General features: G+C 61.7%; 13 protein-coding genes. 7 read left to right on the top strand and 6 right to left on the bottom strand.

Annotated features, from left to right (window positions below):
* The first annotated feature begins 50 nt into the window (after window positions 1-50).
* From A4A58_RS12720 to A4A58_RS12700, 5 genes are all read left to right on the top strand, one after another.
* Window positions 51-1325, top strand: a complete 1275-nt coding sequence (locus tag A4A58_RS12720; protein WP_068732514.1) for an MFS transporter — start codon at window positions 51-53, stop codon at window positions 1323-1325.
* Between the two features lie 198 nt (window positions 1326-1523).
* Window positions 1524-2657 carry a TRAP transporter substrate-binding protein gene (locus A4A58_RS12715; RefSeq protein WP_068732511.1) on the top strand — a complete coding sequence of 378 codons (1134 nt, stop codon included), beginning with the start codon at window positions 1524-1526 and terminating at the stop codon, window positions 2655-2657.
* A gap of 131 nt (window positions 2658-2788) precedes the next feature.
* Window positions 2789-3457 (top strand): TRAP transporter small permease subunit, encoded by a 669-nt coding sequence (locus A4A58_RS12710; RefSeq protein WP_068732509.1) that lies wholly within the window; start codon window positions 2789-2791, stop codon window positions 3455-3457.
* A complete protein-coding gene (locus A4A58_RS12705) occupies window positions 3454-5310 on the top strand; it encodes a TRAP transporter large permease (protein WP_068732507.1) in 1857 nt (618 codons plus the stop codon). Before A4A58_RS12710 ends, A4A58_RS12705 begins: the two co-directional genes overlap by 4 nt.
* Before the next feature lie 140 nt (window positions 5311-5450).
* Window positions 5451-6677 (top strand): multidrug effflux MFS transporter, encoded by a 1227-nt coding sequence (locus A4A58_RS12700; protein WP_086937045.1) that lies wholly within the window; start codon window positions 5451-5453, stop codon window positions 6675-6677.
* Here the strand turns inward: A4A58_RS12700 and A4A58_RS12695 are convergent.
* From A4A58_RS12695 to A4A58_RS12685, 3 genes are read right to left on the bottom strand one after another with little or no spacing between them, the layout of a single operon-like run.
* A complete protein-coding gene (locus A4A58_RS12695; RefSeq protein WP_068732505.1) occupies window positions 6674-7936 on the bottom strand; it encodes an adenylate/guanylate cyclase domain-containing protein in 1263 nt (420 codons plus the stop codon). The genes A4A58_RS12700 and A4A58_RS12695 overlap by 4 nt on opposite strands.
* Window positions 7937-7987: 51 nt before the next feature.
* Window positions 7988-11155, bottom strand: coding sequence for an efflux RND transporter permease subunit (locus tag A4A58_RS12690; RefSeq protein WP_068732503.1), 3168 nt, complete (start codon window positions 11153-11155; stop codon window positions 7988-7990).
* The gene (locus tag A4A58_RS12685) at window positions 11152-12297 is read right to left on the bottom strand and encodes an efflux RND transporter periplasmic adaptor subunit (protein WP_433993621.1); all 1146 of its coding nucleotides are present in this window, start codon (window positions 12295-12297) and stop codon (window positions 11152-11154) included. The genes A4A58_RS12690 and A4A58_RS12685 overlap by 4 nt, the downstream gene beginning before the upstream one ends.
* 408 nt (window positions 12298-12705) lie before the next feature.
* Between A4A58_RS12685 and A4A58_RS12680 the strand changes: the two genes are divergently transcribed.
* Window positions 12706-14007, top strand: coding sequence for a hemolysin family protein (locus tag A4A58_RS12680; RefSeq protein ID WP_068732499.1), 1302 nt, complete (start codon window positions 12706-12708; stop codon window positions 14005-14007).
* 29 nt (window positions 14008-14036) lie between these two features.
* On the opposite strand, the gene A4A58_RS12675 is transcribed toward A4A58_RS12680, so the two are convergent.
* Together A4A58_RS12675 and A4A58_RS12670 are read right to left on the bottom strand one after the other, a co-directional pair.
* A complete protein-coding gene (locus tag A4A58_RS12675; RefSeq protein WP_068732497.1) occupies window positions 14037-15518 on the bottom strand; it encodes an MmgE/PrpD family protein in 1482 nt (493 codons plus the stop codon).
* Between the two features lie 143 nt (window positions 15519-15661).
* A complete protein-coding gene (locus tag A4A58_RS12670) occupies window positions 15662-17140 on the bottom strand; it encodes an MmgE/PrpD family protein (RefSeq protein WP_068732495.1) in 1479 nt (492 codons plus the stop codon).
* 424 nt (window positions 17141-17564) lie between these two features.
* On the opposite strand from A4A58_RS12670, the gene A4A58_RS12665 reads away from it, so the two are divergent.
* The gene (locus tag A4A58_RS12665) at window positions 17565-18533 is read left to right on the top strand and encodes an amidohydrolase family protein (RefSeq protein ID WP_068732494.1); all 969 of its coding nucleotides are present in this window, start codon (window positions 17565-17567) and stop codon (window positions 18531-18533) included.
* 175 nt (window positions 18534-18708) lie between these two features.
* Here the strand turns inward: A4A58_RS12665 and arsC are convergent, their stop codons facing one another.
* On the bottom strand, window positions 18709-19056 hold the full coding sequence (arsC, locus tag A4A58_RS12660) for an arsenate reductase (glutaredoxin) (protein ID WP_068732492.1): 348 nt from the start codon (window positions 19054-19056) through the stop codon (window positions 18709-18711).
* Window position 19057 lies beyond the last annotated feature (1 nt).

The following is a 19057-nucleotide window of genomic DNA, read 5'->3' as shown; positions in this document are numbered from 1 at the left end:
GCTGCGTGCTCGTCCGGCCCCCATGGTGGCTGTCACAGACAGGAATCGCCATGTCCCACTCCTGCATTGAACGACTGCCAGACACCTTCAACCGCCTCGCCTGGTCGAACCTCGCGGCGCAGTCGGCCGAGCAGATCGCGCTGGCAGCGGCGCCGATCGTCGCCGTGCTGTTGCTCGGCGTCGGCGAAGGCCGGACGGGATTGCTGCAGACCGCGCTGACCTTGCCCTTCGTGCTGTTCGCCATTCCCGCCGGCCTGCTCGCCGACAGGATGTCGCGCCGCACGCTGATGGCCGGAGCTGAGGCGCTGCGCGCGATCGCGTTGTTGCTGACGCTGGGGCTGATCTGGGTCGGCGCGCTGACGATGCCGCTGCTCGCTTTGCTCGGCTTCGTCGCGGTGTGCGGCACCGTGGTCTACAGCGTCGCCGCGCCGTCGCTTGTGCCATCGCTGGTCGTGCCGCAATTGCTCGGCGCGGCGAATGCGCGGATCGAACTCGCGCGCACCGTGGCTTTTGCGAGCGGTCCTGCTATCGGCGGCGCGCTCGTCGGCTTCACTGGCGCCGCACCCGCCTTCGGCTTTGCCACGGCGCTGTCGATCATCGCTGTCGCCTTGCTATCGGGCATCCATGAGCCCACGCGCACGACAGTGCAGCGACGCAATCCGGTGCAGGACATCGCCGAAGGTCTGTCCTTCGTCGCACATCATCGGTATTTGCGGCCGGTCTTCATCACGCAGTTCATCTTCAGCGCCGCGTCCTTCATGGTGCTGGCAGTGTTCGTGCCTTACGCGGTTCGCCATCTCGGCCTCTCCGCCTCCGGCGTCGGCGTGACGCTCGCGATGTATGGCGTCGGCATGGTGATCGGCGCACTGCTGGCAACACGTGTGATGAAGCGGTTGCCGTTCGGCACCGTGATCGCGCTTGGCCCCATCACCGGCTTCGTTGCCTCCGTCGTGATGGCACTGACCACATGGATCCCCTCGCCGGCTTTGGCGGGCCTGAGCTTCTTCCTGCTCGGCGTCGGCCCGATCCTGTGGGTGATCTCCACGGCGACGTTACGGCAGTCGGTAACGCCGCCGAGCCTGCTCGGACGCGTCTCCGCGATCAACATCCTGAGCTATGGCGCCCGTCCGATCGGAACCGGCATCGCTGCCGTTATCGGCGGGCTCTATCACGTGGAGGCGTGCCTCTACCTCGCCGTCGCGGGTTTCGCCTGGCAGGCCATGGTGATCCTGACTTCGCCCGCAGTGACGCTCGAACGGCAGCCGGACATGGTCGGCGATACTGCTGCAACATTGCCGCAAGCGTCCCAACTGACGACCAGTTAACCGGTAGGGTAGCTTACCCACGGGACTCATAGACACCCGCGCCTTCCTTGCACTGCAACACGTTTTGATAGTTGAGTAGTTCCGCGTCCAAGCGTCGCAGGGATGCGAACATTCTTGCCAAACCCCGAGGCAAGCCTTTGTCTTGCCACCAATCAACAAGGTCAGTCCGCAAAAGGACGACCATTCGGGGAGAACACAATGACTGCATCCAAGGACAGGACTCCGTCTAGGCGCCGCTTTCTGAAAGTCGCCACAGCCGGCGCTGCCGCAAGCATAGCAGCACCGGTGATCGCCCAGGCACAGGGGCCGATCAGCATGCGCTGGCAGAGCACATGGCCGGCCAAGGACATCTTCCACGAATACGCGCTCGACTACGCCAAGAAGGTCAACGACATGACCGGCGGCGACCTGAAGATCGAGGTGCTGCCGGCAGGCGCCGTGGTGCCGGCCTTCGGCCTGCTCGACGCGGTGTCCAAGGGCACGCTCGACGGCGGCCACGGCGTGATGGTCTATCACTATGGCAAGCAGACCGCGCTGGCGCTGTGGGGCTCGGGTCCCGCTTACGCGATGGACGCCAACATGCTGCTGGCCTGGCACAAATATGGTGGCGGCAAGGAGCTGCTGGCCAAGCTCTATGCGTCGATCGGCGCCAATGTGGTATCCCTGCCCTACGGACCGATGCCGACGCAGCCGCTTGGCTGGTTCAAGAAGCCGGTGACCAAGGTCGACGATCTCAAGGGCGTGAAATTCCGCACCGTCGGCATTTCCATCGACGTGTTTACCGGCCTTGGTGCTGCAGTGAACGCATTGCCAGGCGGAGAAATCGTCTCGGCGATGGATCGCGGCCTGCTCGACGCGGCCGAGTTCAATAATGCCTCGTCGGACCGCCTGCTCGGCTTCGCCGATGTCTCCAAGACCTGCATGCTGCAGAGCTATCACCAGAACGCGGAGCAGTTCGAGATCCTGTTCAACAAAACAAAATACGACGCGCTGCCCGAGAAGATGAGGGCGATCATCGCGGGCGCGGCGGATGCCGCCGGCCAGGACATGTCGTGGAAGGCCATTGACCGCTATTCACAGGACTATGCGGAGCTGCAGAGCAAGGACAAGGTGAAGTTCTACAAGACGCCGGACTCGATCCTGCAGAAGCAGCTCGAGGTCTATGACGAGGTGGTCGCCAAGAAGTCGGCGGAGAACCCGCTGTTCAAGGAGATATCGGAATCCCAGCAGACCTTCGCCAAGCGCGCCACGCAGTGGGAGCAGGACACGGTCGTGAATCGCCGCATGGCCTATAACCATTACTTCGGCCCGAACGCGAAGAAGAAGACCTGACGCCATCAGGCACACGTATCTCGCATCATCCGGGACCCTCTCCCGGATGATGCTTTGCTGTTGCCGCTTGCAATCCATCTGCGCCGGACGAAATCTACATCGACGTTTCCTACATCAGTGGCCTGAATGACATGACTGCCGAGCGTTTCCTGCACTCCATCGACGGTATCAGCACATTCGCCGGTAAGGCCGCGGCCTGGCTCATTTTGGGATTGATGGGCCTCGTCTGCGCCGAAGTGTTCAAGCGCTATATGCTGAACATGCCGACGGCATGGATCTTCGACGCGTCGAACATGCTCTATGGCACGCTATTCATGCTGTGCGGCGCCTATACGCTGGCGCAGAACGGCCATGTCCGTGGCGACTTTCTGTACAGCTCGATGCGCCCGCGCACGCAGGCCTCGCTCGATCTCGTTCTCTACATCGTGTTCTTCCTGCCCGGCATCGCCGCGCTGGTCTATGCGGGCTGGGACTATGCGGGCGACAGCTGGCGTATCCGCGAGCATTCCAACGTCACGGCGGACGGACCACCCGTCTATCATTTCAAGGCAATGATCCCGCTGGCCGGCGCATTGCTGCTGCTGCAAGGCATCGCCGAAATCACCCGCGCAGCGATTTGCCTGAAGACCGGCGTCTGGCCCAGCCGTCTCAAGGACGTGTCCGAGATCGATGTCGTCGAGGAGCAGCTCGCGCATAGCGAACACGTCGATGACGACGTGCGCAGGAATGCCATCGCGCAGGCGCAGGAGATCGAGGAAAGTGCACGCCAGCGCGGCATGGGTGGGGAGACGCAGAAATGAGCGATCCCGCACTCGGCCTCCTGATGCTCGGCCTCATCGTCGTCGTAATCATGCTAGGCTTCCCCACGGCCTTCACGCTGATGGGTCTCGGCATGTTCTTCGGCTTCTTCGCCTATTACCGCGCAGGCGAATCCTGGGCCGACAACCACATCTTCGATCTAATGGTCCAGCGCACCTATGGCGCCATGACCAACGACGTCCTGATCTCCATCCCGCTCTTCGTGCTAATGGGCTATGTGATGGAACGCGGCGCCCTGGTCGATAAGATGTTCTATTCGATCCAGCTCGCCTTCCGCCGCGTCCCAGCGTCACTGGCGGTGGCGACGCTGATCGTCTGCACTTTCTGGGGCATCGCATCCGGTCTGGTCGGCGCCGTCGTCGTACTGATGGGCGTCATCGCCTTCAATCCGATGCTGAAGGCCGGCTACGACGTCAAGCTGGCATCGGGCGTCATCACGGCCGGCGGCACGCTGGGCATCCTGATCCCGCCTTCAGTGATGATCATTGTCTATGCCGCCGTGGCCGGCCAATCCGTCGTCAAGCTTTATGCCGCGGCGATGTTCCCTGGATTCTTTCTGGCTTTCCTCTATCTCGTCTACATCATCGGCTGGGCGCTCATTAACCCGAAGATCGCGCCGAAGCTGCCCGAGAGCGAAACGCGCGTGCCCGTTCGGCCGTGGATTGCCGATCTGCAGCAGGCCTATTCGCACAAAATGCTGCCGGCACTGCTGACGGCAGCCGTGGCGCCGGCGCGCGCGATGGCCCTGACCATGGACGGCGCGCGGGTCACCTATACGACGATCCTGAAGAATCTCGGCTTTGCTTTGGTGCCGCTGGTTCTGGCGCTGACCACGCTCTGGGCCGCGTGGTGGTATGTCGTCATCCATCCGCAGCCCGACGCCCGCGCGCCCGCCACGATCACCGAGCGGGTTCAGTCCGGCGGCACGGTCGCACCTGAAGAAGAAAAACTGGAGGAGCTGGGCGCCGCCCAGTCCGGCTCGGCAAAAGAGAGCGAACCGGAAGTGCTGCAGCAAATGGGCAATGCCGACCTGCAGAACAGCCCCGCAAATGCGCCGGTCGATGCCGGGCCGCCGCCGGAATTCTACACCTACTTCGCCTTCACGGCGGCCATCATCGCCCTGATGCTGTTCTATTACTACTGGACCATGGGCGCCGAGCAGTTCGAGGTGCTACGGCTGCTGACATCGTCCGTGATGCCGCTCGGCATCCTGACTGCCATCGTGCTGGCCGTGATCCTGCTCGGCATCACGACGGCAACGGAGTCCGCCGCCGTCGGTGCCGCCGGCGCGTTCCTGCTCGCCTTCCAGGCGCGGACGCTGGACTGGAAGCGCACCAAGGAAGCCGTGTTCCTGACCGCCAAGACCACCTCCATGGTGTGCTGGCTGTTCGTCGGCTCGGCGCTCTTTTCCGCAGTGTTCGCCATTCTCGGCGGACAGGCGCTGCTCGAGAGCTGGGTGCTGTCGCTGAACCTGACGCCGGTGCAGTTCATGATCCTGTCGCAGGCGATCATCTTCATCCTCGGCTGGCCGCTGGAATGGACCGAGATCATCGTGATCTTCGTGCCGATCTTCCTGCCGATGCTGAAGCATTTCGGCATCGACCCGATCCTCTGGGGCGTGCTCGTCTTCGTCAACCTGCAGGCCGCCTTCCTGTCGCCGCCGGTCGCGATGTCCGCCTTCTATCTGAAAGGCGTCGCGCCATCGCATGTGACGCTGAACCAGATCTTCTCCGGCATGATGCCCTATATGCTCATCGTCATCATCTGCATGGTGCTGATGTATATCTGGCCCGGCCTGACGCTGTGGCTGCCGAATTATCTGTACGGGAATTAGCCCGCTCTGATCGGCGGCTGTCTATCCTCCCAAGACAGCCACCACCGATCCCCACTCAAATACCTGTCTGGCCCTCTCGCGCACTTCCCAACCCGAATTATATGATGTACGTCATCTATTAATTCGCGAGGAGTATCCGCATGACCGACGGAACCATCCATGCCATGGCAGACGCATCGCAGCAGGAAACCTCCTCAACCGCGTTGCAGATCGCTGTCCTCGCGGGGCTGGCCTCAATGGGCACCCTCGCTACCAACATCCTGCTGCCATCGCTGCCACAGATGGCGGCGGCGTTGAAGGTGACGACGCCCGCGGTCACCGCATCGATCACTGTGTTTTTGCTGGTCTTCGCGCTTGGGCAATTGCTGGTTGGGCCGATCTCCGACCGTTACGGACGTCGCATGCCGGTGCTGGCCGGTTTCGCTGTCTTCATCATCGGCAGCATCTGGTGTGGCGTCTCGACTGATCTTCCTTCGCTTCTGGTCGGCCGCGCGATCCAGGCCGCTGGTGCCTGTTCGACCTCGGTTCTCTCACGCGCGATCGCCCGCGACCTGTTCAGCGGGGCAGCACTGGCACGCGCACTCACCTTGGTGATGATCGCGCAGGCTGCAGCCCCTGGCTTCTCGCCGCTGCTCGGCGGCGGGCTCGATTATTTTTTCGGATGGCGTTCAGAGTTTATTTTCGTCGGTGCCTTCGCTGTGTTGTCGGCTCTCAGCTATATCCTGGTGCTCGGCGAAACCCACAACACGACGCGTATCCCGCTCAATCCGCTCGCCGTCAGCGCGACCTATCTCAAACTTTCGGTGAACCGCCACTTCCTGATCCCAGCCGGCACAGTGGGTCTGATCATGGGCGGACTGTTCTCGATCTTCTCCGCAGCACCTCGCGTTCTCATTGAGGGCTACGGCTTCACACCGATTGCGCTCGGGCTGTTCTTTGCGGGCACCGTGCTGGTCGTGTTCGGCTCCGGCATGCTGGCCGCCCGCCTCGCTCCCCGCTTCGGGCTGGATCGTGCCATTCGCTATGGATTGCTGATCGCGTTCATCGGCAGCATTGCGGTGCTCGCAACCGCCTACTTCCACGGCAATGTCGTCACCTTCATCGCCGCAACCTGCGTGTTCCTGCTGGGCATGGGCGTAGTCAATCCGCTCGGCACGGCGCAGGCGCTGTCGCCGTTCGGCACCCATGCCGGCGCCGCCTCGGCACTGCTCGGCTTCTGGCAGATGATGGGGGCCGCGATCGGCGTATCCCTGTCGGCCACGATCGTGCCGCAGGCCGCATTGGCGCTCGGCATCGTTCTCGGTGCAGCCTGCCTGATCGCTATCGTGCTCTACGCGATGCGCCAGCAAACCACTGCGGTCAGCTAACGGGCCAGATAGCGCTCGTAACCACCACGTACGACCTCGTCGCTGTCGATCTCGGGATCCAGCGTGTAGAGATCCTGCGCGCGGCCGATGCCGCGCAAGGCGTAGCGGCCCGTGGACACCAGATACTTGCGGCCGGCCGCGTCGAGCCCGGCCTGAAACGCGGACGAGGTCAACAGCGGCCGATCGACCGACGAACACATGGAAGCGATGCGGCTCACCTCGTTGACCGAGGGACCGACCACGGTGAAATCGAGCCGCTCGTCGCTGCCGATATTGCCGTAGAATACTTCGCCCTCATGCAGACCGACATAGGCAGTCGTTACCGGCCGGTTCGCTGCCAATCGTTTCACATTCAGCTTGGCGATATTCTTGCGGAACTGATGTTCAGCGCGCAAGGCGTTACGCTTCGCCTTCACCATGTCGTCACCGGTGAACATCGCCAGAATGCCGTCGCCGATAAGTTTGAGCACGTCGCCGCCGACATCATGGATCGCAGCGATCGAGGCTTCGGCATAGTCATTAAGGAACGGGATGATCTCGTCCGGTCCGATCGCCTCGCTGATCCCCGTGGAATTGCGCAGGTCGGAAAACCACAACACCGCATTGATACGCTCAGTGACGCCTCGCGCGATCTTGCCGCGCAGAACCTGTTCGGCGGCATCGCGGCCGAGATAGACGCGGCCGAGCGTGCGCGCAATCTCCATCTGCGCCGCCGACTTGATGGCGAGACCGAGCATCGGCACCAGTTCGCGCAGCGCCGACATCTGGCGCTCGTCGAACCCGTCTTCATGGCGCGTGGCCCAATACGAATAGAGGCAGTCCATCTGCCCCATCGAACCGCTCTCGCCGAACTTGTGTAGGAACACGGCGCCGTGGCGGTGACCGCCTTCCTGCAAGCTGCTGACCATCGAGAAGCGGTCGGCGATCCCGGGCGCGTGCAGATCGAGCCGCAATTCGTCGTGCCCCTCTTCCAGCATGTGGAAGAAAACCGATCGTCGCCAGTTCGCGGCGGCCTCGCCGATCTCGGTCGAGCCGTATTCGAACACGTCGCTCTCGTTGCTGGCCGTATCGTTCCAGCGGAAGCCACGGCCCTCGAAGATCGGATGCAGCGTGTCAATGAAGACGAGGCCACGGGATACATCGATGCCGCCGGCACAGCAGCGCTCGCAGAAGCCACGAATCAGGTCGTTTTCCGGAAGGCCGGTCAGACCCTCGCCGACCAGCCAGCTCATCAGTTCAATACGTGCGGCAGTTTCCATGGGACACTTGTAGGATGGGTTGAGCTTTTGCGAAACCCGTCCTGCGGCGCTTTAACCATGCGCGCTTTGCTCCTTGGCGTGGATCTCGACGGAGCCGGGGAACAGGCGCCGGATCAGGATGTAGAAGACCGGCGTGAAAACGAGGCCGAAGATCGTGACGCCGATCATGCCGAAGAATACCGCGACACCAACGGCCTGCCGCATCTCCGAGCCTGAGCCCGACGAGATCACAAGTGGCAGCACGCCGAGAATGAAGGCGAAGGATGTCATCAGGATCGGACGGATACGCAACCGGCATGCCTCGATTACGGCCTCCAGCTGATCGCGGCCTTCCTGCTCGATGTCGCGGGCAAACTCGACGATCAGGATGGCGTTTTTCGCTGCCAAGCCGACCAGTACCACGAAGCCGATCTGGGTCAGGATGTTGATGTCCTGCCCCATGATCCGCACACCGATGGTCGCCGCGAACAGGCACATCGGCACGATGAGGATCACTGCAAAGGGCAGCGACCAGCTGCCATATTGCGCGGCCAGCACGAGGTAGACGAACAGCACACAGATCGGGAACACATAGAGACCCGCATTGCCGCCACTGACCTGCTGATAGGACAGATCGGTCCATTCAAAGGTGAACCCGCTCGGCAGTGTCTCGTCGGCAAGCTTCTTCATGATGTTGAGCGCCGTCGTCGAACTGACGCCGGGCAGCGTGTCGCCCTGGAGTTCGGATGCCGGATAGAGATTGTAGCGCGGCACGCGGTCGGGCCCCGCCATGTCCTTGAAGTTCACGACGCTGCCGAGCAGCACCATATTGCCATCGGCATTGCGGGTCTGCAGGCGCGCCAGATCGGACCGCTCCTTGCGGAACGGCAGATCGGCTTGCGCCGTGACATGATAGGTGCGGCCGAGAATGTTGAAGTCGTTGACATAGGCCGAGCCGAAATAGGTCTGGATCGCGTCATTGACGTTCTGGATCGGCACATTGAGCATCTGCGCTTTCTGCCGATCGATATCGACGAACACCTGCGGCGTGTTTGCCGAGAATGGCGAGAACACGGCAGTGAGGCCGGGCGCCCGGCGCGCGGCATTGACCAGTTCCTCGGTTGCCTTCTCGAGCAGATCGGGACCCCTGCCCTGACCGTCGAGGATGCGCATGGCAAAGCCGCCACCGGTACCAATGCCTGACACCGCGGGCGGCGGCACCACGATCACCAGCGCGCCCTCAATCGCGGCGAGCCGCTTGCGCAGCTCGGCAGTGATCTTCGCAGCGGTATGGCCTTCCTTGGCGCGCTCCTCCGCATCGGCGAATACAGGGAATAGTGCTGCGGCATTCGACGCCTGTGTGCGCGTCGCGCCGTTGAATCCGGCGAAGGACGGCACGCGGACGACGCCGGGAACTTCCAACGAAATGCGCTCGATCTCGCGCACGATCTCCGTGGTGCGACTGAGCGACGCCGCGCCGGGCAATTGCACGACGACGATGACATAGCCACGATCCTGCGCGGGAATGAAGCCTTGCGGCGTCGCATAGAGCAACCAGCCGGCTGTTCCGATCAATGCTGCATAGACCACAAGCATCAGCGCCAGATGGTGAATCACGAAGCCGGCGGCTGTGCCATAGGCGTGCGACAGCCGGTCGAAGCCACGATTGAACACACTGGTAAAGGCATTCCAGCCACGCGCGACCACGTTCCACTGCGCCGGCGGCTTCTTCTCGTGATGCTGTTCGAGGATCATCGAAGCGAGCGCCGGCGACAGGGTCAGCGAACAGAAGCAGGAGATCGCCGTCGCCACTGCGATGGTGACGGCGAATTGTTGGAAGAATTGCCCGGAGATGCCGCCGATAAACGCCGTTGGCACGAACACCGCGCACAGCACCAGCGCAATCGAGATCAGCGCGCCACCGACCTCCGTCATGGTCAGCAGTGCCGCGTCACGCCGGGTCTTTCCTTCGGCAAGATGTCGTTCGACATTCTCGACCACGACGATGGCGTCATCCACCACGATGCCGACCGCAAGCACGAGGCCGAACAGCGTCAGATTGTTGATCGAGAATCCGAGCGCAGCCATGACGGCGAAGGTGCCGACCAGCGACACCGGAATGGCGATAATCGGGATGATCGCCGGTCGCCAGCCCTGCAGGAACACCAGGACGACCACGACGACCAGCACCATCGCCTCGTAGATCGTCTTGATCAGCTCGCTGACTGACTGTGCGATGAATTCAGTCGGATTGTAGCCGATATTGTATTCGAGGCCTTTCGGGAAATCGGCTTTTAGCTTGACCATCGTATCGGAGATGGCCTTTGCCGTAGCGAGTGCATTCGATCCCGGCCGCTGCGAAACTGCGAGCGCCACCGCGGGCTTCTTCAAGAGGAAGCTGTTGGTCGTGTAGGACAGCGCACCGAGTTCGATCCGCGCCACATCGCGCAGGCGCACGATGCGGCCGTCGCTACCGGCCTTGATGACGATATTACCAAATTCCGACTGATCCTTGAGACGGCCAGTGAAGGTCAGGTTCGGCGAGAAGGCACGATCGGAAATCGGCGGCTCGGCGATCTGGCCGCCGGCGATCTGGATGTTCTGCGCACGGATGGCGGTAATGACGTCGCCGGCGGTCATGCCGAGATTGGCGATCTTGTCCGGGTCCAACCACAGCCGCATCGAATAATCGCGTGCGCCGAAGATCTGGATGTCACCAACGCCGTCAAGACGCAGCAACTGGTCGCGCACCTGCCGCAGCGCGTAGTTGGAAATGTAAAGCTGATCATAGGTGTCGTCCGGCGACAGCATGAACACGACCATCATCAGATCGGGCGAGTTCTTGCGGGTGACGACGCCGTTGCGCTGGACTTCTTCCGGCAGACGCGGCTGCGCGATGGCGACGCGGTTCTGCACCAGAACCTGCGCTTTATCCAGATCGGTGCCGAGCTTGAAGGTAACGGTGATGTTGAGCTGGCCATTCGAGGTCGCCTGGCTGTAGAGATACAGCATGTCCTCGACGCCGTTGATCTCCTGCTCGATCGGTGTCGCCACGGTCTCAGAGACGGTCTGCGCAGACGCACCGGGATACTGCGTGGTGATCACCACGGTCGGCGGCGCGACTTCCGGATATTCCGATACCGGCAATGTGGTGTAAGCGAGTGCACCGACGATGATCAGCACGATGGACAGCACCATCGCGAGGATCGGGCGATTGATCGACAGGCTGCCCAGATTCATGGCTTGGCGCCGGCAGCTGGAGTGGCAGGCTTGGCGTCCGCCATCTTCGGCGACACCTTGGCTCCGATCCGCGCCCGCTGCAGTCCGTCGACGATCACACGATCATCGGGTTTCAGCCCCTCTCTGATGACGCGCAGTCCGTCATCGAGCGGCCCCAGAACCACCGGCCGCGCTTCAACCGTATCGTCGGCTTTCACCACCATCACGATCTTGCGTGACTGGTCGGTCGCGATAGCGGTGTCGGGCACCAGCAACGCCTCGTATTCGCCGCTGGCAATGACGCGCAGGCGCGCGAACTGGCCCGGCAGAATCGACAGATCGTGATTGTCGACGATGGCGCGGCCGCGCAGCGTACCGGTACCGACATCGAGACGATTGTCGAGGAAGTCCATCTTGCCTTCCTTGCTCGGTTTATTGTCGCCAGTCAGGGTGATCTGTACGGCATTAGGCGTATCGCGCGAACTCGGCCGCCGGCCCTCGAACCACAGCCGGCTGTTTCGCTGATAGATCGATTCGTCCATGTCGAAATAGAGATAGATCGGGCTCATCGAGACGATTGAGGTGAGCACCGTCGCGCCGGAGTCGCTGCCCTGAACAAGATTGCCGACGCTGATCAGATGGCGGCTGACACGGCCGTCGATGGGTGCGACGACCTTGGTATATTCGAGATTGAGCTTGGCGAGCTTCAAGGCGCCTTCGGCCTGCAGCACTGCAGCCTGCGCTGCCGCAAGCTGCTGGGTCCGCTGGTCGACGATATTCTCGGAAATGGCCTGGGTCTTGATCAGCGTCGTGGCGCGCTCAAGTTCTTTCTCTGCCAGAACGACCTTGGCCTTGGCATCGTCAAGCTGCCCCTGCGCCTGCTCCGCCGTCGCCTCGTATTGCCGCGGATCGATCTCGTAGAGCACATCGCCGGTCTTGATGACAGCGCCGTCGACAAAGGTCACCTTGGTGATAAAGCCCGTGACCCGCGCACGCACCTGCACCTGGTCGACCGCATCGAAACGACCGGTGAATTCATCCCAGTCGGTGGTGAGCTTCTTGGTGGGATTCGCGACCGTCACAGGTGGCGCGGGCGGTGCCGCGGCCTCTTCCTTCTTGCCGCAGCCCACGAGCAGAAGAAGCGCTACGACGGGCGTCGCCAAGGACAAGCACGACGCAAAGGCATTGCCACTGTCATATAATCGAGAAAAACTGCGAGAAAAACCGATTGAATTCTTCAAAACCAGACCCCCGCGGCGACATCCGATATCGCCGCATCATGCGCTATATCAATTTGACATCAAGCGAAATAATAGATGCCGGAATGCGCTGCTATCCTGCGGCCATTGTCTTGCCACATCCACGCGACGCCTCGCGTCATACCGACGTTATAATAACGTCCTGCTGCGGGACGCACGCGCCCGCGCGCAAGGCGTCGGTCCAGGGTAGCGACCTATGGGCGCACCGAAGAATTCAACCAGCCCGACGGAGTGTCGCAACGCCCCTTGCCACCATGGCGCGAGAGCAGCAGATCGACTATGATACCTGCTCATCATCCAGAAGGAACAAGCGTGTTATCTCTCGAACTCGGGATCGTTGCGATCCTGATCGTCGTCAACGGCCTGCTCGCAATGTCGGAGCTGGCGATCGTATCCTCCCGCCCTGCCCGCCTCGCCGCTTTGGTTGAAAAAGGTGTGACAGGCTCTCGCCGCGCTCTGGCGCTGGCCTCCGATCCCGGCAAGTTCCTCTCCACCGTGCAGATCGGCATCACGCTGATCGGCGTATTGTCGGGCGCCTTCTCCGGTGCGACGCTGGGCCAGCGTCTCACGATATTGTTGCTTGACCTTGGCCTATCAAAAGGCCTCGCCGATACGCTCGGCGTCGGCCTCGTCGTATCGGTCATTACTTACGCCTCGCTGATCATCGGCGAACTCGTGCCGAAGCAGATCGCGCTGCGCGATCCCGAAGCCGTGGCCGTGCGCGTTGCGCCGGCCATGGTACTGCTCGCAAAAATCTCGCTGCCGCTGGTGTGGCTGCTCGATCGTTCCGGCAAGGCGATCCTGTTTCTGTTGGGCCAGCGCGGCGAAGCCGAGGAGAAGGTCAGCGAAGACGAAATCCGCACGCTCGTGACCGAAGCGGAAACCGCCGGCGTACTCGAGCCCGGTGAAAAGGAAATGATCGCAGGTGTGATGCGCCTCGGCGACCTGCCCGTCGGCGCCGTGATGACGCCGCGCCATGAAGTGGCGATGATCGACCTTGCCGATCCCATCGAGACCATCCAGGCCGAACTCGCGGGCAGCTCGCATTCACGCTTTGCGGTGTTCGATGGCGACGGCGATTCCGCCATCGGCATCGTGCAGGCCAAGGATCTGCTTGATGTGTATTTGAGCGGCAAGACGCCGGATATCCGCGCGCTGGTGCGCGAGGCGCCGGTCATTCCCGACACCGTCGATGCGCGCGACGTCGTGGCGATCCTCAGGGACTCGCCATTCCATATCGGCCTCGTGCATGACGAATATGGCGTGTTCCAGGGTGTGGTGACATCAGCGGATATTCTGGAGTCGATCGTCGGCGCCTTTCACACCGAGGAAGGCCCGGCCGAGGTCGCCTTCCACAAACGCGAGGACGGCTCCTACCTCATCTCCGGCTGGATGCCCGCGGTGGCGTTCGCTGCCCTGCTCGGCATCGAACTGCCCGCGCAGTCGCGCCCCTATCAGACCTTCGCCGGCTTCCTGCTGCAGGAATTCGGCAAGATTCCCGAGGTCGGCGACGAGATCGTCTCGCATGCATGGCGGTTCGAGGTCATGGACCTCGATGGGCGCCGCATCGACAAGGTGCTGGCGAGCCGCGTCAAGGAAGAAGCGCTGGGGTAAATTCATCCCAGCGCTTCAGGTATCGGGTATCAGGCCGTAAACAGTGGCCGCAGCGAGCGGATATCCTTGACCTTCTCCAGATTGTTGATCTGATCGATCAGCTTCTTCGCCTTTTCGGCCCCGAGAACTGGCGCGATGAGATCGCGTGTCTTCGCACTCACCGCATCAGTGCTCAGCGGATTTTCCTTGGTGCCGGGCGGAAACTTGGTGAAGTGCTCCACCTTCTTGCCATCCATCATCTCCACCTCGACGATGGCGCCGCGTGGCGCGGCAGGGTCCATCAGGGCCTTATCGCCGACCACGGTTACCTTGGCGCGCTGCTCAAGGATTTTGGAATCCTTCATCAGTGCCTGGTCATGGCTGTCGACGAACGACACGGCGCCCTTGACGAGCGCGACCGCCACCAGATGCGGGCAGTTGACGTCGGGCATCGCGCTGGTGCCGACGATCCCTGTCGCATCGGTCGGAATCTTGACAAGGATGCTCTTCACATTGCCCGGTGTCAGGCCATTCTGCTTGCGCAGAGTCAGGATGGCGTCGAGAGGCGACTGGATGGGATAGCCGACCGAGAATGTCTTGATCGCCGTTTCAGTGACGTAGAAGCGGCTGCCGAGACCGGCGAGCATCTCTTCCGGCTTCGGATCCGTGGACAGCGCAATGAACAAGTTATGCGTGCCATCGAGGACGTCATGAACGCCGGTCAAACCGGCCTGAACCATGGTCACGGCGGTCAGGCCGTTGCGGGCGCCCATGCCCGCGAAGTCGAAAGCCTTCTCGACGTGATCCTCGTCCTTCACCCAGCTCCACAGACCAGCCACCTGCTGCGAGGAATAGGAGATCGCATAACGCATACCCTTTTCGTCCAGCCGAGCCAGCGACGCCGCTGCACCAAGAGAACCGAAGGTGGAGCTGGTCCCCTCCGCACTGCGGTGCGAACCACGGACGAGATCCGGTCCAAGCGCCATCAGCAGCCGGCAAGTGAGATCATATCCGAGCGTTACGGCCCGAATGAATTCGATGCCCGACCGGCCACCTTCCTTTTCCGCCATGGCCAGCGCGGACGGCACGACAGCGCTTCCCGGATGCGCCTTGGTGACCGGCTCGAAATCATCGGTCTCGTCCGCATGCGCGCACATGGCATTGGCCAGCGCGGCGTTGACGGCGGTAGTGCGGAAACTGGATCCGATCACCGACGCCTGCTGTTCGCCGCCGAGCCCGCGAACATATTTCAGGGCCATCTCGCCCGGATGCATCCGCGCACCGGAGACCATCGCGCCGAACGTATCGAGGATGCGGTGTTTGCATTCGGTCATCACCACATCGGGAAGCGCATTGTCGCGCGCCGAAACCATGTAGCGCGCAAGACGTCCGGTGACATCCGCGCCCGCTGCGGCGCCCTTGGCGTCGACCGCTGCGGCCTGGCGGATGATGGACGGCGAAAGCGTCAGTGCAGCGAGAGCACTGGCGGACTGAAGAACGCGACGGCGTGAAGGCGTACGGCGCTGAGTCATGTCATCCTTTAAAGAGTGTTAGCCGCAAGGCTCCCCTGGAGGAATGCGGCGAGGTTTCTGCTCACAATACTGACGGCGTGACGATTGACGTACGTTCAGGCCACCTCGCGAAGGCCTCAATGCTTCATCGCGGGCAACGGCTGTCAGGCAGTGGATCGCGCGCCTGCCCTTGCAATATCTCCGGCGCTCGCCAAGCCCTCCACCTTCCAGCACAGCTCCATGACCTTTGCCGCCTGCTCTCGCGGCAGAATTCCCTCGGCGAGATCGGCGAACTTGCGTTCGAGATCTACATCGCTCATGGGCTTCTCCAGACTGCCGACGGCGTGTTCGATCCGCTTCTTCAGGACACGACCGTCAGCGAGCTGGACGGACATTTCAACCTGCTCCGGTTTGATCGATGGATCGACCACGGGCACAACTTTCTGGCGCAATTCGACTGTCTTCGCGTCCTGCACCGCACGATCGCTAAACTGTTTCTCACCACCGGCTCCCTCGATGAACGCGATGGCGACCGCGTGGTAGACGCTGAACTTCCCTTCCAGGCCTTCCTTCGGCGTCTTCTTGCCGGTCAATTCGAGCACCAGCGGATGAACCTTCACGTTGACCTGCTTGATCATATCCGGCGTCAGCTTGTTCTCATTCCTAAGCTGGATCGCCGCGTCGATCAGCGGATGCAGGACGATGCCGCAGGCAAACGGCTTGTAGGTGTTGAGCGCTGACTCGTAACGCTTGCCGAGCCCCTCGGTGATCTCGGCATAGTCCTGCTTGGTGCTGATAGCATTGGCCCAGCCGCGCTTGGCCTCGATCATGCCGTCGGAGCTGGTGTAATTCTTCGACGCCAGAATGGCGGCAAAGATGCCGTTGCTGGCAGCACGGCCGGGATTGAAGCTCTTGTTCATCGAACCGAAGGACTCCCGCAGGCCGACAGGCTGCGAGGCCGCGAGCCCCAGCGCCCAGATCATCTGCTGTTCGTTGAGACCGAGCAGCTTGCCGGCCGCGGCGGCCGAGCCGAATACGCCGGCGGTGCCGGTGATGTGCCAGCCGACGTCATAGTGGTTCGGATAAACGGCATTGCCGATCCGGCATTCGGTCTCGATACCGAGCACCAGCGCATTGAGGAAATCCTTGCCGGACACCGGCTTCATTTCCGCAATCGCCAGAAGCGCAGATGCGACTGGACCAGCCGGATGAATGATCGTCTTCAGATGGGTGTCGTCATAATCGAAGATGTGGCTCGAGACACCATTGATGAAAGCGGCGTTCATGATGTCGAAGCGTTCGTTGCGCCCGAACAGCGAGGCCTTCGCCGGACCGGAGAATGGCGCCAGCGCCGACGCCGCGATGTCCACCGTCTGATGATGCGAACCGCCAATGGCGACACCGACCCAGTTCAACAGGGTGCGCACGCCTTCCTTGCGGACATTAGCCGGAAGGTCATCGTATTTGGCGTTGACGATGTAATGCGCGAGAATCTGCGTCACGTGCGGCGGAGCAACTGATGCGACTTTCTTCGGTGCCTCACTGGCAGCTGGCTCTGCAGCCAAGGCACCACGCCCCGCCGCAGCCAGAGCCGGGAGCGCAGCAGCTGCCTGCAAGATGGTCCTGCGATTGGTGTACGCCATAGGATTTCCTCCGAACTATCATTCTTCGCGCGATCGACGCGCCGCTTCGTCGGGCTGCGGCGATACGCCTATTACAATTCGATAGCAAGCTGTTCAAATTCAAGCGACCTTACGGATTTGCAATATATGCACGAGATAGCGCTATTATCCCGAATTTCTCATTTGTTTCATAAATTCACCCCCACTAGCTTTGATGCGATCTGTTTCCGTTGCACGTCATGCGCGCTCTGGATTCCAACAAAGAACTTTCAGGGTGAAACGCTGCAGAGATTCATCATCCGGCCATCAGCGCTGCTCGCATTCCCGCAGAGACATATATCGTTTCGACAGCCAACAAATTTGCAGGTGCCGCTCTACGGCGACACATGCACCGATGATTCACGTCTGGTGCATGCCGCAGCGCATGCAGACGCAAGGAGATTAAATGCACCGACGTGACATTCTGGCCGCGATGGCATCACTTGGCCTCACAAATGTGATTGGAAGCCGAATAGCGCAGGCTGCCGACGAACCCGCAATCCCCACGATTGCCGGCCCCGATCTCAACACGATCCCGCCGACCTTCCGCGCGCCCGCCGGAAGCGTCGATACGCATACGCATATCTTTGGCCCCGCCGCGGTCTATCCGTTCTCGCCGAAGCGACCGTATTCACCGCCTGACGCGCCGCTTGAGATGTTTCGCAAGCTGCATGAAGCAATCGGCGTCGAACGCGCCGTCATCGTCAATGCGACGGTGCACGGCTTTGACAACCGCGTCGTCACTGACGCGATTGCGCAAAGCGGCGGAAAATATCGCGGCGTCGCCAATGTGAACAACAGCATGTCGGATGCCGATCTCCTGGCGCTCGACAAAGCCGGCATCCGTGCCTGCCGCTTCGCCTTCCTCAAACGACTTGGCGGCGTCGGCGACATGAAGGTCTTCCGTACGCTGGTCGACCGCGTCGCCGCCATCGGCTGGCATGTGGACATTTATCTCGAAGCCGGCACAGTCCGTGAGTTCGTGCAGATCCTGAAAGCGCTCCCGGTGACTTACGTGATCGATCACATGGGGACGATCAGCGCCGCCAAGGGCCTCGACGATCCCGAATTCAAGGCACTGCTCGATCTGCAAGCCAGCGACGATAAGTGCTGGATGAAAATTACAGGTCTCGAACGCGCCTCGGCTGGCGCAGCGCCATTCCATGACTCCGTGCCGTTCGCAAAGCAGCTGATCGACAATGCGCCGGATCGCGTGTTGTGGGGCACCGACTGGCCGCATCCGAATGTCAAGATCATGCCCAATGACGGCACGCTGGTGGATCTGATCCCGCTTTATGCGCCGGATCCTGCGGTTCAGCGCAAACTGCTGGTGACCAATCCAGAGAAGCTGTTCAAGTTCGCGCCGGTGACGTAATTGCCGCGGCCCATCTAGCGCCGAGATCTGCAGCCCTCATTGTGAGGAGCGCGCCCTTTGCGCTCGTCTCGAACCATGGGCTCGTTGACACCAACCTTGCCGCCATCCTTCGAGACGCCGCGCAAGAGCGCGGCTCCTCAGGATGAGGCTGTCGTTTGATCGGTGAGTTGGATCTCTAGAGCAGCCCCAGCACCACATCCGCCGGCCGGCACAGTCGCGTGCCTTTGGGTGTCTCGACGATCGGCCGGTTCAGCAGAATCGGATGCGCAATGATGGCGTCGATCAGGGCGTCATCGCCGAGCGACAGATCGGCGAGACCAAGTTCAGCGTAGGCCCGTTCCTTCTCGCGCAGCAACGCGCGAGCGCCGCCACCCACGTTATCGATCAGCGTGCGCAGACGCGCGCGATCCGGCGGCGCCTTGAGATAGTCGATCACCACCGGCTCAATCCCTCTCTCGCGGATCATCGCGAGCGTATTGCGCGATGTCCCGCAGGAGGGATTTTGGAAGATGGTGACCGTCATG

It is taken from the genome of Tardiphaga robiniae, assembly GCF_001618955.1.
In the GTDB taxonomy this organism is placed as follows: domain Bacteria; phylum Pseudomonadota; class Alphaproteobacteria; order Rhizobiales; family Xanthobacteraceae; genus Tardiphaga; species Tardiphaga robiniae_A.
The sequence above is the reverse complement of the archived record's forward strand: the minus strand, read 5'-3'. Positions and strand labels throughout refer to the sequence as shown.

Bases quoted from the DNA above. Each gene is read 5' to 3' on its own strand.
- A4A58_RS12720 (WP_068732514.1), top strand. From the start codon at position 51: ATGTCCCACTCCTGCATTGAACGACTGCCAGACACCTTCAACCGCCTC.
- A4A58_RS12715 (WP_068732511.1), top strand. From the start codon at position 1,524: ATGACTGCATCCAAGGACAGGACTCCGTCTAGGCGCCGCTTTCTGAAA.
- A4A58_RS12710 (WP_068732509.1), top strand. From the start codon at position 2,789: ATGACTGCCGAGCGTTTCCTGCACTCCATCGACGGTATCAGCACATTC.
- A4A58_RS12705 (WP_068732507.1), top strand. From the start codon at position 3,454: ATGAGCGATCCCGCACTCGGCCTCCTGATGCTCGGCCTCATCGTCGTC.
- A4A58_RS12700 (WP_086937045.1), top strand. From the start codon at position 5,451: ATGACCGACGGAACCATCCATGCCATGGCAGACGCATCGCAGCAGGAA.
- A4A58_RS12695 (WP_068732505.1), bottom strand. From the start codon at position 7,936: ATGGAAACTGCCGCACGTATTGAACTGATGAGCTGGCTGGTCGGCGAG.
- A4A58_RS12690 (WP_068732503.1), bottom strand. From the start codon at position 11,155: ATGAATCTGGGCAGCCTGTCGATCAATCGCCCGATCCTCGCGATGGTG.
- A4A58_RS12675 (WP_068732497.1), bottom strand. From the start codon at position 15,518: ATGACTCAGCGCCGTACGCCTTCACGCCGTCGCGTTCTTCAGTCCGCC.
- A4A58_RS12670 (WP_068732495.1), bottom strand. From the start codon at position 17,140: ATGGCGTACACCAATCGCAGGACCATCTTGCAGGCAGCTGCTGCGCTC.
- A4A58_RS12665 (WP_068732494.1), top strand. From the start codon at position 17,565: ATGCACCGACGTGACATTCTGGCCGCGATGGCATCACTTGGCCTCACA.
- arsC (WP_068732492.1), bottom strand. From the start codon at position 19,056: ATGACGGTCACCATCTTCCAAAATCCCTCCTGCGGGACATCGCGCAAT.